11 protein-coding genes and 4 pseudogenes are annotated in these 13,155 nt (G+C 72.3%); 6 read left to right on the forward strand and 9 right to left on the reverse strand.

Annotated elements, in window-relative coordinates; genetic code table 11:
- Window positions 1–36 precede the first annotated feature (36 nt).
- From hutU to hutI, 6 genes and pseudogenes are all read right to left on the reverse strand, one after another.
- The gene (gene hutU / locus LRS04_RS13600; RefSeq protein ID WP_257816827.1) at window positions 37–1,701 is read right to left on the reverse strand and encodes a urocanate hydratase; all 1,665 of its coding nucleotides are present in this window, start codon (window positions 1,699–1,701) and stop codon (window positions 37–39) included.
- 12 nt (window positions 1,702–1,713) lie between these two features.
- A pseudogene (gene hutG, locus LRS04_RS13605) lies at window positions 1,714–2,527 on the reverse strand (N-formylglutamate deformylase).
- Entirely contained in the window at window positions 2,528–3,193 is a 666-nt protein-coding gene (locus LRS04_RS13610) for an aromatic amino acid lyase (RefSeq protein WP_257816828.1), read from the reverse strand. It abuts the pseudogene before it with no gap.
- Window positions 3,147–3,605 carry an aromatic amino acid lyase gene (locus LRS04_RS13615; RefSeq protein ID WP_257816829.1) on the reverse strand — a complete coding sequence of 153 codons (459 nt, stop codon included), beginning with the start codon at window positions 3,603–3,605 and terminating at the stop codon, window positions 3,147–3,149. Before LRS04_RS13615 ends, LRS04_RS13610 begins: the two co-directional genes overlap by 47 nt.
- The gene (locus tag LRS04_RS13620) at window positions 3,590–4,060 is read right to left on the reverse strand and encodes an aromatic amino acid lyase (protein WP_257816830.1); all 471 of its coding nucleotides are present in this window, start codon (window positions 4,058–4,060) and stop codon (window positions 3,590–3,592) included. The genes LRS04_RS13615 and LRS04_RS13620 overlap by 16 nt, the downstream gene beginning before the upstream one ends.
- A pseudogene (gene hutI / locus LRS04_RS13625) lies at window positions 4,057–5,262 on the reverse strand (imidazolonepropionase). The gene LRS04_RS13620 and the pseudogene hutI overlap by 4 nt, the downstream one beginning before the upstream one ends.
- A 70-nt stretch (window positions 5,263–5,332) precedes the next feature.
- On the opposite strand from hutI, the pseudogene LRS04_RS27940 reads away from it, so the two are divergent.
- The 4 genes and pseudogenes from LRS04_RS27940 to LRS04_RS26900 all read left to right on the forward strand — a co-directional run.
- Window positions 5,333–5,734: pseudogene (locus LRS04_RS27940) on the forward strand (amidohydrolase family protein); the annotation flags it as partial.
- Window positions 5,735–5,801: 67 nt separating this feature from the next.
- Entirely contained in the window at window positions 5,802–6,686 is an 885-nt protein-coding gene (locus tag LRS04_RS13630; RefSeq protein WP_308238139.1) for an amidohydrolase family protein, read from the forward strand.
- A gap of 71 nt (window positions 6,687–6,757) precedes the next feature.
- A pseudogene (locus LRS04_RS27945) lies at window positions 6,758–6,823 on the forward strand (hypothetical protein); the annotation flags it as partial.
- A 136-nt stretch (window positions 6,824–6,959) separates the two neighbouring features.
- Window positions 6,960–7,391, forward strand: a complete 432-nt coding sequence (locus LRS04_RS26900) for a UTRA domain-containing protein (RefSeq protein ID WP_308238140.1) — start codon at window positions 6,960–6,962, stop codon at window positions 7,389–7,391.
- Window positions 7,392–7,395: 4 nt separating this feature from the next.
- Here the strand turns inward: LRS04_RS26900 and LRS04_RS13640 are convergent, their stop codons facing one another.
- The gene (locus LRS04_RS13640) at window positions 7,396–8,715 is read right to left on the reverse strand and encodes an aminotransferase class V-fold PLP-dependent enzyme (protein WP_257816831.1); all 1,320 of its coding nucleotides are present in this window, start codon (window positions 8,713–8,715) and stop codon (window positions 7,396–7,398) included.
- Window positions 8,716–8,866: 151 nt separating this feature from the next.
- On the opposite strand from LRS04_RS13640, the gene LRS04_RS13645 reads away from it, so the two are divergent.
- Window positions 8,867–9,610 carry an SDR family NAD(P)-dependent oxidoreductase gene (locus tag LRS04_RS13645; RefSeq protein ID WP_257816832.1) on the forward strand — a complete coding sequence of 248 codons (744 nt, stop codon included), beginning with the start codon at window positions 8,867–8,869 and terminating at the stop codon, window positions 9,608–9,610.
- 143 nt (window positions 9,611–9,753) lie between these two features.
- On the opposite strand, the gene LRS04_RS13650 is transcribed toward LRS04_RS13645, so the two are convergent.
- On the reverse strand, window positions 9,754–10,095 hold the full coding sequence (locus LRS04_RS13650; protein ID WP_257816833.1) for a DUF1905 domain-containing protein: 342 nt from the start codon (window positions 10,093–10,095) through the stop codon (window positions 9,754–9,756).
- Between the two features lie 389 nt (window positions 10,096–10,484).
- Between LRS04_RS13650 and LRS04_RS13655 the strand changes: the two genes are divergently transcribed.
- Window positions 10,485–11,735 (forward strand): acetyl-CoA C-acetyltransferase, encoded by a 1,251-nt coding sequence (locus LRS04_RS13655; protein WP_257816834.1) that lies wholly within the window; start codon window positions 10,485–10,487, stop codon window positions 11,733–11,735.
- Here LRS04_RS13655 and LRS04_RS13660 read toward each other — a convergent pair.
- Window positions 11,732–13,114: an RNB domain-containing ribonuclease gene (locus LRS04_RS13660; RefSeq protein ID WP_257816835.1), complete on the reverse strand. Its 1,383-nt coding sequence runs from the start codon at window positions 13,112–13,114 to the stop codon at window positions 11,732–11,734. The genes LRS04_RS13655 and LRS04_RS13660 overlap by 4 nt on opposite strands.
- Between the last annotated feature and the right edge of the window lie 41 nt (window positions 13,115–13,155).

Genomic DNA, 13,155 nt, shown 5'->3' on the forward strand with positions numbered 1-13,155 from the left:
GCGACCCGGTCGGCGGCGCGGAGGATCTGCATCGGCTCAGAGGATGCCGGGCAGGTCGAGGGCCTTTTCGCGGGCGCAGGCGAGGGCCTCGGGGTAGCCGGCGTCGGCGTGGCGCATGACGCCGGTGGCCGGGTCGTTCCAGAGCACGCGCTCGATGCGCTTCGCGGCCGCGTCGGTGCCGTCGCAGACGATGACCATGCCGGAGTGCTGGGAATAGCCCATGCCGACCCCGCCGCCGTGGTGCAGGCTGACCCAGGTGGCGCCCGAAGCGGTGTTGAGCAGCGCGTTCAGCAGAGGCCAGTCGGAGACCGCGTCGGAGCCGTCGCGCATGGCCTCGGTCTCGCGGTTCGGCGAGGCGACGGAGCCGGAATCCAGGTGGTCGCGGCCGATGACGACGGGCGCCTTCAGCTCGCCGGTGCGGACCATCTCGTTGAAGGCCAGGCCCAGCCGGTGGCGATCGCCCAGGCCCACCCAGCAGATCCGGGCCGGCAGGCCCTGGAAGCGGATCTTGCGGGCCGCCATGTCGAGCCAGTTGTGCAGGTGCGGATTGTCCGGGATCAGCTCCTTCACCTTGGCGTCGGTGGCGGCGATGTCGGCCGGATCGCCGGAAAGCGCCGCCCAGCGGAACGGCCCGATGCCCCGGCAGAACAGCGGGCGGATGTAGGCCGGCACGAAGCCCGGGAAGTCGAAGGCGTCGGTGACGCCGGCGTCCTTGGCCACCTGGCGGATGTTGTTGCCGTAGTCGACGGTGGGCACGCCGCGCCGCCGGAACTCCAGCATGGCGCGGACGTGCTCGGCCATGCTCTCGCGGGCGGCCTCCTCGACCTGCTTGGGGTCCTGGTCGCGCATGGCGGCCCAGCGCTCGAGCGTCCAGCCCTTCGGCAGGTAGCCGTTGATGGGATCGTGGGCGGACGTCTGGTCGGTGAGCAGGTCGGGCTTCACCCCGCGGGCGAGGATCTCCGGCAGCACCTCGCAGGCGTTGCCGAGCAGGCCGACGGAGACGGCCTCTTTCTTCGCCGTGGCGTCGGCGATGATCGCCAGCGCCTCGTCGAGGCTCTCGGCGGCGCGGTCGAGGTAGCCGGTGCGCAGCCGCATCTCGATACGGCTCGGCTGGCATTCGATGGCCAGGCACGAGGCGCCGGCCATGACGGCGGCGAGGGGCTGGGCGCCGCCCATGCCGCCGAGCCCGGCGGTGAGCAACCACTTGCCGGAGAGATCGCCGGCATAGTGCTGGCGGCCCATCTCCACGAAGGTCTCGTAGGTGCCCTGCACGATCCCCTGGGTGCCGATGTAGATCCAGGAGCCGGCGGTCATCTGGCCGTACATGGCCAGGCCCTTGCGATCGAGCTCGTTGAAGTGGTCCCAGTCGGCCCACTTCGGCACCAGGTTGGAGTTGGCGATCAAGACCCGGGGCGCATCGGCGTGGGTGCGGAAGACGCCGACCGGCTTGCCCGACTGGACGAGCAGGGTCTGGTCGTCCTCCAGCCGCTTCAGGGTCTCGACGATGGCGTCATAGCTCTCCCAGTCCCGGGCCGCGCGGCCGATGCCGCCATAGACGACGAGGTCGGCCGGATTCTCGGCCACGTCCGGATGCAGATTGTTCATCAGCATCCGTAAGGGGGCTTCCGTTAGCCAGGACTTCGCCGAGAGCTCGGTCCCGGTGGCGGGCTTGATGACGCGGGTGGGGTCGTGGCGGGTCATGCCAATCTTTTCCTAGGAACGGGCGAAATCCAGGCAGGCCCCCAGCACGTCCTCCAGCACGCGGCGCATGAAGCGGGCGCGGGCGGGGTCGTAGGGGGGTGGGCCAGGTGTCGGGTGTCGGCGGCGTGTCGGGATCGTCCATGTAGCCGCGGCAGGCGAGTTCCATCTGCAGGGCGTGGACGCCGGCGGCGGGCTGGCCGTAGTGGCGGGTGGTCCAGCCGCCCTTGAAGCGCCCGTTGACGACGCAGCTGAAGTCCGAGGCCTCGCAGACCGCCTCCACGGCGTCCGCGAGCAACGGGTCGCAGCTCGCGCCCGAATTGGTGCCGATGTTGAAGTTGGGCAGCTCGCCGTCGAACAGCCGCGGGATGCGCGAGCGGATCGAGTGGGCCTCGTAGAGCACGACCTGGCCGTGGGCGGCCCGGAGGCGGTCCAACTCGGCAGCCAGCGCCGCGTGGTACGGCTCGAAGTACGTCGTGCGCCGCCGGGCGACCTCGGCGGCGTCGGGCTCCTGGCCGGGGCTGTAGAGCGGCTCGCCATCGAAGGTCGTGGTCGGGCAGAGTTCGGTGGTGGCCTGGCCGGGATAGAGCGAGGCGCCGGACGGGTCGCGGTTCACGTCAATGACGGTCCGCGAGATCGGCGTGCGGACCAGGGTCGCGCCGAGATCCTTCGCGAAGTCGTAGAGCTGGTGGATCCACCAGTCGGCGTCCTTGCGGGCGAGCCACGGATCAACCAGCCGCGCCTCGATGTCCGCCGGGATGTCGGTCCCGGTGTGCGGGAAGCTGACGACCAGGGGCGCGTCGCCGCGGTGGACCTCGACGAAGCTCATCTAGGCGACGCCCGGCAAGCCGAGTCCCGCGGCGACGATCAGGTCGCCGGAGCGGACGAGGTCGCAGGCGGCCTCCATGTCGGGGGCCATGTGGCGGTCGTGGTCGAGGGTCGGAACCCAGGCGCGCAGCGTCGCGCGGACCCGTTCCAGGGCGGCGCTGGAGGTCAGCGGCTGGTGGAAGTCGCAGCCTTGCGCGGCGGCCAGGAGTTCGATGCCGATGACCGCGGTGGCGTTCCTCACCATCGGCAGAAGGCGCGCCGAGCCGTGGGCGGCCATGGAGACGTGGTCCTCCTGGTTAGCGGAGGTCGGGATCGAGTCCACGCTGGCCGGGTAGGCGCGCTGCTTGTTCTCGGAGACCAGCGCGGCGGCGGTCACCTGCGGGATCATGAAGCCGGAGTTGAGGCCCGGCTTCGGCGTCAGGAAGGCCGGCAGGCCGGAGAGCGCCGGGTCGACCAGCATGGCGATGCGGCGCTCCGCGAGGCTGCCGATCTCGCAGACGGCGAGCGCGATGATGTCGGCGGCGAAGGCCACCGGCTCGGCGTGGAAGTTGCCGCCGGACAGCGCCACGTCCTCCCCGGCGAAGATCAGCGGGTTGTCGGTAACGCCGTTGGCCTCGCGCTCAAGGGTGGTCGCGGCCTGGCGCAGGATGTCGAGGGCCGCGCCCATGACCTGCGGCTGGCAGCGCAGGCAATAGGGGGTCCTGCACCCGCTCGTCGTCCTTAAGGTGCGAGGCCCGGATCGCCGAGCCGGCCATCAGCTCGCGCAGGGCGGCGGCGGCGGCGATCTGGCCGGGCTGCTTGCGGAGCGTGTGGATGCGCGGGTCGAACGGAGTGTCCGAGCCCTTGGCGGCCTCGGTGGAGAGCGCGCCGGTGACCAGCGCCGCCTGGAACAGGCGCTCGGCCTCGAACAGGCCGGCGAGCGCGTTGGCCGTGGAGAACTGGGTGCCGTTCAGGAGGGCGAGGCCTTCCTTGGGACCGAGCGTCAGCGGGGCGAGGCCGGCCTCGCGCAGCGCCGGCTCGGCGGGGAGGCGGCGGCCGTCCACCTCGATCTCGCCGACGCCGATCATGGCGGCGGCCATGTGGGCGAGGGGGCGCGAGGTCGCCGGAGGGGCCGACCGAGCCCTGGCTGGGGATGACCGGGGGTCAGACCCTTGGCCAGCATGGCTTCGAGCAGTTCCACCGTTTCCACGCGGACGCCCGAGGCGCCCTGGGCGAGGCTGGCGGCCTTGAGGGCCAGCATCAGGCGGACGATCGCCGTGGGCGACGGGTCGCCCGTGCCGGCCGCATGGGAAAGGACGATGTTGCGCTGGAGCGTGGCGAGGTCGGCGTCGTCGATACGGACGGTGGCCAGCTTCCCGAAGCCGGTGTTGATGCCATAGACCGGCTCGCCCTTCGCGAGGATCCGGCCCACGGCGGCGGCGCTCTCGGCGATGCCCGGCCGGCACGCGTCGTCGAGGCTGACGGACGCGCCGCGGTAGACCTCGCGCCACTGATCGAGCGTGGCGTCGCCGGGTTGCAGCAGGACTTCGGTCAATGACCCCTCCAGACGCGCGCATGGAGCGGATTGAACCCCATGCGGTAGACAAGTTCGGCCGGCCGCTCGACGTCCCAGATGGCGAGGTCGCAGGCCTTGCCGGCCTCCAGCGTGCCGATCTCGGCGCCGAGGCCGAGCGCGCCGGCGGCGTGCCGGGTGACGCCCAGCAGGCACTCCTCGACGGTGAGGCGGAACAGCGTCGCGCCCATGTTGAGGACCAGCAGGATCGAGGTGAGCGGCGAGGTGCCGGGATTGCAGTCGGTGGCGAGCGCCATGGGGACCTGCGCCGCGCGGGAGGGCCTCGATCGGCGGCAGCTTCGTATCCCGCAGGAAATAGTAGGCGCCGGGCAGCAGGACGGCGGCCGTGCCGGCGGCCTTCATCGCGGCGATGCCGGCGTCGTCGAGGTGCTCCAGGTGGTCGGCGGAGAGGCCGTCGAACTCGGCGGCCAGGGCCGCGCCGTTCAGGTTGGAGAGCTGTTCGGCATGGAGCTTCACTGGCAGGCCGTGGGCTCGCGCGGCCTCGAAGACCCGGCGGGTCTGGGCAGGCGTGAAGCCGATCCCCTCGCAGAAGGCGTCGACGGCGTCGGCGAGGCCCTCGGCCGCGACGGCGGGGATCATCTCCTCGCAGACGAGGTCGATGTAGCCGTCGGGGTTACCGGCGAACTCCGGCGGCAGGGCGTGGGCGCCCAGGAAGGTCGTGGCGATCCGCACCGGGCGGACGGCGCCGAGCGCGCGGGCGGCGCGGAGCTGCTTCAGCTCGTCGGCGGTGGAGAGGCCGTAGCCCGACTTCACCTCGACGGTGGTCACCCCTCGGCGATCAGGGCGTCGAGGCGGGGCAGGGTCTGGGCGACCAGCCCGGCCTCGGAGGCCTCGCGCGTGGCGCGCACGGTGGAGACGATGCCGCCGCCGGCCCGGGCGATCTCCTCGTAGGTCGCCCCGGCGAGGCGAAGCTCGAACTCGTGGGCCCGGTCGCCGGCGTGGACGAGATGGGTATGCGGGTCGATCAGGCCGGGCGTGATCCAGCGGCCTTCGCAGTCGGTGGCGGCCGGGGCCTCGAAGGCCGGCGCGTCGGCCGCCGGGCCGGCATAGAGGATGCGGCCGTCCTGGCAGGCGACCACGCCGTCCGCGACCTCGCCGAGGCCGGGCAGGGCGGGGCTCATCGTGGCCAGGCGGGCGTTCCGCCAGATGCGGTCGCAGCGCACCGTCATCCTCCTTGGCTTCGGCGTCGTACTCACCTAGCGCCGAGCGTTCTTATTGTATAGACATAATGGCATGAGCGCGCTCTGGTTCGAACAGGCCCTGACGGCGTCCGGCTGGGCGCGCGGCGTCCGCGTGGAGCTCGCCGAGGGACGGATCGCCCGGCTGGAAACCGGCGTCGAGGCGGGCGGCGCGGCGCGCCACGGGATCGCCCTGCCGGGCCTGCCGAACCTGCACAGCCATGCGTTCCAGCGGGCGATGGCCGGGCTGACGGAGGTCAGGGGCCCGGGCGACGACAGCTTCTGGACCTGGCGCGAGCTGATGTACCGGTTCGTGGACCGGCTCGGCCCCGACGAGCTCGAGGCCGTCGCGGCGCTGGCCTTCGTCGAGATGCTGGAGCGCGGCTTCACCCGGGTCGGCGAATTCCACTACCTGCATCATGACCTGGGCGGGGCGCCGTTCGCGGACCCGGCCGAGATGTCGGCGCGGATCGCGGCGGCGGCGGACGCTGCGGGGATCGGGCTCACCCTGCTGCCGGTGTTCTATGCGCACTCCGGATTCGGCGGCCAGGGCGCCAGCTGCGGGCCAAGCGCGGTTCGTCCACGATCCCGACGGCTTCGCCCGGCTGGTGGAGGGCGCGCAGGCGGCGATCGGGCGGTTGCCGGGGGGCGTCGTGGGCGTCGCGCCGCACAGTCTGAGGGCGGTCACCGAGGGCGAACTGGCCGCCGTCAGCCGCCTGGGCGACGGGCCGGTGCATATCCACATCGCGGAACAGACGGCGGAGGTCGACGCGTGCCTCGCCTGGAGCGGGCGCCGCCCCGTGGACTGGCTGCTGCATCATGCGGAGGTGGACGGCCGCTGGTGCCTGGTGCACGCGACGCACATGACGGCCGGCGAGACCCGGGCCCTGGCGGCGAGCGGCGCCGTCGCCGGCCTCTGCCCGGTCACCGAGGCCAACCTCGGCGACGGGGTCTTCCCGGGCGCGGACTACCTGGCGGCCGGCGGCCGGTTCGGCGTGGGCTCGGACAGCAATGTGCGGATCGATGCGGCCGAGGAGCTGCGGCTGCTGGAGTATTCCCAGCGGCTGACGGCGCGGGCGCGCAATGTCCTGGCCGGAGGGCCCGGGCGGTCCACGGGGGCGGACCTCTACCGCGGGGCGCTGGCGGGCGGGGCTCAGGCGCTGGGCGTCGCGGACGATGGGCTGGCGGAGGGGGCGGCGGCCGACATCGTGGCGCTGGACGCCGGTCATCCCGACCTCGCGGGCCGGTCGGGCGACCAGATCCTCGACAGCTATGTGTTCGCGGCGGGATCGGGCGCGGTGCGCGACGTCTGGCGGTTCGGCCGGCGTGTGGTGGCCGAGGGACGGCACACGGCGCGCGACGCGGTCGAGGCGCGCTACCGCACGGCGCTGGCCGGGCTCCTCGCATGAGCGTCCTGCACCAGAAGATCCGCAGCGAGATCTCGGAGAAGATCCTCTCCGGCGAATGGCCGCCGGGCGCGCGCGTGCCGGCCGAGCACGAGCTGATGGCCCAGTACGGCTGCTCGCGGATGACGGTGAACAAGGCGCTCGCGCCGCTGGCCGAGAGCGGGCTGATCGTCCGCCGCCGCAAGGCCGGCAGCTTCGTGGCGCGGCCGAAGATCCACTCGGCGGTGCTGGACATCCCCGACATCGCAGCGGAGGTCGCGGCGCGCCGGGAGGCCTATGGCTACGAGCTGCTGTCGCGGACCGTGCGCAAGGCGACCGAGGAGGACCGCGCCGCGCTCGGACTCGACGGCTCGGCCAAGGTGCTGGCGCTGCGTTGTCTGCACCGGGCGGACGGGGGCGCCGTTCGGCCTGGAGGAGCGGTTGATCAACCTCTCCGCCGCGCCGGAGGTGGAGGGCGTGGACTTCGCCGCGAGCCCGCCGGGCGGCTGGCTCCTCGCCCACATCCCCTGGACCGAGGCCGAGCACCGGATCAGCGCGGCGCATCCGGCCGCGGGCGCCGCGAAGCTGCTGGGCGTGGCGGCGACGGCGGCCTGCCTGGTGCTGGAGCGCCGCACCTGGCGCGGCGACGACCGCATCACCCACGTGCGGCTGACCTTCCCCGGCGAGGCCTACGACCTGGTGGCCAGGTTCACGCCGAACCGCGGCTGATCGGCTAGGCCATCGCCCGCACGGCCTGGAGCGCGAAGTCGACTTCCTGCGGCGAATTGCGGATCGACGGCGTGAGGCGGACGTGCGGCCGGGCGTAGGGCGCCACCGACGCCAGGATCTTCCATTCGCGCAGCTTGGCCACCGCCTGGTTGGCGCTCATCCCGGCCACGTCGAAGGAGACGATGCCGGCGGAGAGCTCGCGCGAGCGGGGCGTCCAGAGCGTCACGTGCGGCATGGCGGCGAGCCCGGTCTTGAGCTGGTCGGCGAGTTCGGCGGTGCGGTCGGCGACGGCCTTGCGGCCCGCCCACTCGTGCAGGACGAAGGCGTCGGAGAGCGCCCAGATGTGCTCGAAGGCCTTGAAGCCGCCGGGCGTCAGCCGGGCGCCCGTGCATTCCTGTGGCTCGGCGCCGGAGATCCAGTTGGAATAGGCGCTACTGTCCAGGAAGGTCGGGATGGTCGGCGCCATGGCCGACCAGCCGGCGGGCGAGCCCAGCACCACGCCGGTGCCGCGCGGGCCGAACAGCCACTTGTGGCAGCCGGCGAAGAAGAAGTCGGCGCCCAGCTCCTGGAAGCCCACGTCCTGGTTGGCGAAGCCGTGGACGCCGTCGACACAGACCAGCACCTGCTGGTCGGCGGGTCGCGTGGCGTTGATCGCGCGCACCCGCTGGCTGATCTGGGCGACGGGGACCTTCAGGCCGGTGGAGGAGAGCACCCAGGTCAGCGCCAGCACGCGCGTCGACGGGCCGATCTGGCCCACAACATTGGCGGCGAGGCTGTCGGGGGTGACCGTCTCCAGCCGGTCGTAGAGCGAGATGCGGCGGACCTTCGCGCCGGTGCGCATCGCCGCGAGCCTCAGCGCCTCGTGGGTGACGTAGTAGTCCTGATGGGTGGTCAGCACCTCCTGCCCGGGGCGCAGCAGGAGGCCATTGTAGACCAGGCCCGCCCCCATGGTGGTGGAGTCGGTGAGCGCCACGTCGCCCGCCGGCAGGCCCATGTAGCGTCCGACCGCCTGGCGGGCGGCGTTCTGGAGCCGGCGGTTGTTCTGTTCCAGGTATTCGATCGGCTGCTCGTCCAGCGCCCTGCGGTGCCGCTCGATCGCGTTGCGCACCTCGCGGGGGTGCGAGGCGATGAGCATGGCCGACATGTCGACCCGGTCGGGAGCGAGGACGAACTGGCTGCGCACGCGGGACCAGTCGACGGGCGGCTGTGGGGCGTGCGGCGGGGCGGCGACCTCCGGGGCGACCTGGGCGTGCGCTGGAACCGCGGCCGCGGCGGCCAGCGCGCCGCCGGACATCTGGAGAAGCTGACGCCGATCGAGACCCACAACGCACCTCCCGCCGGCAAGCGCCGCCATTCCCTGAACGCCGGGCGTAATTCCAAGCGGAGCCGGGGGTTCCGGGTGGGCCGCTCACGTTCGCTTGCCTGACCCAGGGGCGAGCGCCCTAGGCTCCGGTCGGAAGCATGGGGAGCGGCGCGTGGCGGACGATCTCTTCGACCTCACCGGCAAGGTGGCGCTGGTCACCGGTGGCAGCCGGGGGCTGGGGCTGCAGATGGTGCGGGCCTTCGCGAGGCACGGCGCCGACGTGATCGTCGCCAGCCGCAAGCTGGACGCCTGCGAGGCCGTCGCCGACGAGGTGCGGGCCATGGGGGGCCGGTCCCTGGCGGTGGCCGTGCACGCCGCGAAGTGGGACCAGATCGACGCCCTGATCGAGGCCGCCTACGCCGCGTTCGGACGCATCGACATCCTGGTGAACAACGCCGGCATGTCGCCCGCCGTCCCGAGCCACGAGGTGACGGAGGCGCTGTTCGACAGCGTGGTCGGGCTGAACTTCAAGGGCCCGTTCCGGCTCGCCAGCCAGGTGGCGAAGCGGATGGCCGACGGCGAGGGCGGGGTGATCGTCAACGTCTCGTCCTCGGGCGCGCTCGTGCCGCTGCCGGGCGCGGTGCCCTATTCGGGGGCGAAGGCGGCGCTGAACGCCATGACCGTGTCGCTGGCCCACGAGTACGGGCCGAAGGTGCGGGTCAACACCATCTCCGCCGGCCCCTTCCTCACCGACATCTCCAAGGCCTGGAGCGCCGAGGCCCGCGAAACCGCCGACAATGCGCTGCGCCGCCCCGGCCGCCCGGAGGAAGTGGTGACCACCGCCCTCTACCTGGCCAGCCCGGCGTCGTCGTTCACCACAGGGGCGATCGTGCGGGTGGACGGGGGGATGGGCTGAAGGTTCCTCTCCCCCCGAGGCGAAGCCCGAGAGGGAGAGGGTAGGGTGAGGGGCGGCTCGTGAGAACATTTTTCACCGGCGAGCGGGCGAGGGCCCTCGGGCTCTGATCCGGAGCGGCGGCGAGGGCCAGCCGGCCCCTCACCCTACCCTCTCCCTCTCCGCTGCGCGGGGGAGAGGGAGGCGTTGGCATACACCCTGAGCGTCAGCGGCACGAGGTGGCCGGCGGTGACGCCGGTGCGGTCGCGGACGTCGTCCTTCAGGGGCAGGTAGTAGGTCCCGTTCTTCGGGAATAGCGCGGTGGCGAAGGCGTGGCCGGCGATCTCGGCCTCGGCCGGCACCATACCCCAGCCGTAGCTGACCGCGCGGGAGACGGCCTTGAGTTCGGCGGCCTCGGGGGCCGGGACGGGGATGAAGAAGTAGGGCGACGGCCCGCGCCAGTGGATGGCCTCGGCCTCGAAGGCGAGCTCGAGCAGGAGGTCAGGCATGCCGTCCCCGGTTGGAGGTCCACGAACCACACGAACCACACGAACAGGGTTCGAACCACGGAATACACGGACCACACGGAAGGCGACCGGATTGAACCACAAAAGGCACGAAAGACACGAAAAGAGATCGGCCGACGCCGAGGGTTGGAATGCGCGCCGGCGGCGCGCGATCGATGATCGACGGCCTCGCCGAGCGGGCACGGTCAGCGCTGGCCTGTTTTCCGTGTCTTTCGTGCCTTTCGAGGTCTTCTTCGTTCGTGTGGGTCGTGGACCTCTCCTTCCGTGTGGTCCGTGTATTCCGTGGTTCTTCTTAGCGGCGCTGGACTGACGTTGCGTCGGGTGGGGAGGGTCGGGGCGACGAACCCTGAATCGCATCCGAGGAACGACCCATGCCCGAAGCCCTGATCATCGACGCGGCCCGCACGCCCCGCGGCATCGGCAAGGTGGGCAAGGGGGCGCTGGCGGAGCATCACCCGCAGCACCTGGCGGCCACCGTGCTGAAGGCCATCGCCGAGCGGAACGGCCTGAACACCGCCGAGGTGGACGACATCATCTGGGGGACCTCCTCCCAGCGGGGCAAGCAGGGCGGCGACCTGGGCCGGATGGCGGCGCTGGACGCCGGCTACGACACCCGCGCCTCGGGCGTGACGCTGGACCGCTTCTGCGGCTCGGGGATCACCGCCGTGAACCTGGCCGCGGCCCAGATCATGTCGGGCATGGAAGACCTGGTGATCGCCGGCGGCACCGAGATGATGAGCTACACGGCCGCCACCGCCGCCATGCAGGGGCCGGACGGCGGCCCGCCGCTGATCGACAGCGGCAACACCCGCCTGCGCGCCAAGCACCCGCAGAGCCACCAGGGCGTCTGCGCCGACGCCATCGCGACCCTGGAAGGCATCAGCCGCGAGGCGCTGGACGAGCTCGCCTATGTGAGCCAGCAGCGGGCCGACGTGGCGATCCGCGAGGGCCGCTTCGACCGGTCCCTGGTGCCGGTCTATCGCGAGGACGGGACGGTGGCCCTGGACCGGGAGGAGTTCCCCCGCCCGCAGACCACGCGGGAGGGCCTGGCCGGCCTGAAGCCGTCGTTCGAGGCCATGGCCAACATGCCGATGGACGCCGAGGGCACGACGCTCGCCGGCCTGATCAACCGCGTCTATCCGGACCTGAAGATCCAGCACTTCCACCACGCCGGGAACTCCTCGGGCGTGGTCGACGGGGCCGCCGCGATCCTGCTGGCCTCCCCGGAGTACGCGAAGAAGAACGGGCTGAAGCCCCGCGCCCGCATCGTCGCCACGGCCAATTTGGGCGACAGCCCGACCCTGATGCTGAACGCGCCGGTCCCGGCGGCGAAGAAGGTGCTGGCCAAGGCCGGCCTGACGCCGGACGACATCGACCTGTGGGAGATCAACGAGGCGTTCTCGGTGGTGGCCGAGAAGTTCATCCGCGACCTCAACCTGGACCGCGAGAAGGTGAACGTGAACGGCGGGGCCATGGCGCTCGGACATCCGATCGGCGCCACGGGCTCGATCCTGATCGGCACCATCCTCGACGAGCTGGAGCGCCGCGACCTGAAGCGCGGCCTCGTCACCATGTGCGCCGCCGGCGGCATGGCCCCGGCGATCATCATCGAGCGCGTCTAATCCACGCGCTGGAACGCCACCGACTGGCCGGCCGGTGACGGCGCCAGTCGGACGTAGAGCACGTCGCCGATGCCGGCGTTGGCGGCGGCCACGCGGGCGACGATCGGGTCCTCGCAGAGCTGGATGCGCGCGCCGCGCTCATCCAGGTCGGTGACCACCGCGCGGAAGGTCTCGGCCTCCCGCCCCTGGAGCACCGCCACCTCGGCGAGGTCGATCACGGCGCGCTCGACCTGGGCGGCCTTGGCGTCGGCGCGGGCCATCACCTCGGGCAATCTGGCGAAGGCGGCCTGCGTCGCCTCCGGCACGGGACGGCCGTTGGCGACCGCGAGCGCCGCGGTCACCACATAGCGGTCGGCGAGGCGGCGCAGCGGGGCGGTGGCATGGGCGTAGCGGGCGGCCATGGCGGCGTGCCAGGGCTTCCGCTCCGGACTGTAGGGCTCGTAGGCCGCCGCCCGCCCGGCGCGGCGGATCGCCATCATCAGGGCGGCGTCTTTGGGCTTCCGGGGATCGAGCGTCCGCTCGAAGTCGCCGAGCGCCACGTGGGCGGGCCAGGCGACATCGAAGGCCTTCGCCGTCTGGCGCAGGCGGCGCACGGCGCGGGCGTCGGGTTCGGCCATCACCCGGAAGAGGCCCGTCGCGTTGTCGTGCAGCAGGTCGGCGACGGCGAGGTTGGTGGCGAGCGACAGGGCCGCGTTCTGGTCCTCGGCATGCGCGCGCGGGCGGAAGCGCAGCTCGAAGCGGCCGTCCTCGCGGCGCGAGACTTCCTGCTCCGGCGGATCCACACGGCTGGCGCCGCGCCGGTCCTCGGCGGCGCGGATACGGTCGGCCAGCTCGGCGAAGCCGGCCGGAAGCTCGGAAGGCTGGACCCGGTCGTAGGCCAGCTTGGCCGTGCTGCGGATCACCGCCCGTTCGGCCCCGTCGAGCCGCACCGCACCGTCCGGGGCGACCCGCACCGAGAAGATCACCGCGGCCTTGGGGGCGCCGGGGAGCAGACTGGCGGCGGCCTCGCTCAGGACCGGCGGATAGAGGCCGGCCTTGCCGTCGGGCAGGTAGAGCGTCTCGCCGCGCTTCCAGGCCTCCACGTCGAGCGGCCCGCCGTCGTCCACGAACCAGGCCACGTCGGCGATGGCGTAGCGCAGGACCAGGTCCTCGCCGTCGCGGTCGATGACGAAGGCCTGGTCGAGGTCGGTGGAGGTGGCCGGGTCCAGGGTGACGAACGGCCAGGCCGTGCGGTCGGCATGGTCGGTGAGCGGCCGCCGCGCGGCGGACTCGGCGGCGGAGACCACCTCAGGCGGGAAGGCGGCGGGGACCTTGTAGCGGTCGCGGATGGCGGCCAGGCCTCCAGCCAGGACTCCGTTCGGATCGACGAGCGACTTCATGTGGCGTTTCCAGACGCACGGACCGGGGAAAGGTTCAAGGC

The sequence above is a fragment of the Phenylobacterium sp. J367 genome, from assembly GCF_024699985.1.
Classification (GTDB): domain Bacteria; phylum Pseudomonadota; class Alphaproteobacteria; order Caulobacterales; family Caulobacteraceae; genus Phenylobacterium.

Bases quoted from the DNA above. Each gene is read 5' to 3' on its own strand.
- LRS04_RS13610 (WP_257816828.1), bottom strand. From the start codon at position 3,193: ATGGGCGCGGCCCTCGACATCCTGCGCCAGGCCGCGACCACCCTTGAG.
- LRS04_RS13655 (WP_257816834.1), top strand. From the start codon at position 10,485: ATGCCCGAAGCCCTGATCATCGACGCGGCCCGCACGCCCCGCGGCATC.
- LRS04_RS13650 (WP_257816833.1), bottom strand. From the start codon at position 10,095: ATGCCTGACCTCCTGCTCGAGCTCGCCTTCGAGGCCGAGGCCATCCAC.
- hutU (WP_257816827.1), bottom strand. From the start codon at position 1,701: ATGACCCGCCACGACCCCACCCGCGTCATCAAGCCCGCCACCGGGACC.
- LRS04_RS26900 (WP_308238140.1), top strand. From the start codon at position 6,960: ATGGCTACGAGCTGCTGTCGCGGACCGTGCGCAAGGCGACCGAGGAGG.
- LRS04_RS13660 (WP_257816835.1), bottom strand. From the start codon at position 13,114: ATGAAGTCGCTCGTCGATCCGAACGGAGTCCTGGCTGGAGGCCTGGCC.
- LRS04_RS13630 (WP_308238139.1), top strand. From the start codon at position 5,802: ATGCGCACTCCGGATTCGGCGGCCAGGGCGCCAGCTGCGGGCCAAGCG.
- LRS04_RS13615 (WP_257816829.1), bottom strand. From the start codon at position 3,605: ATGGCCGCCGCCATGATCGGCGTCGGCGAGATCGAGGTGGACGGCCGC.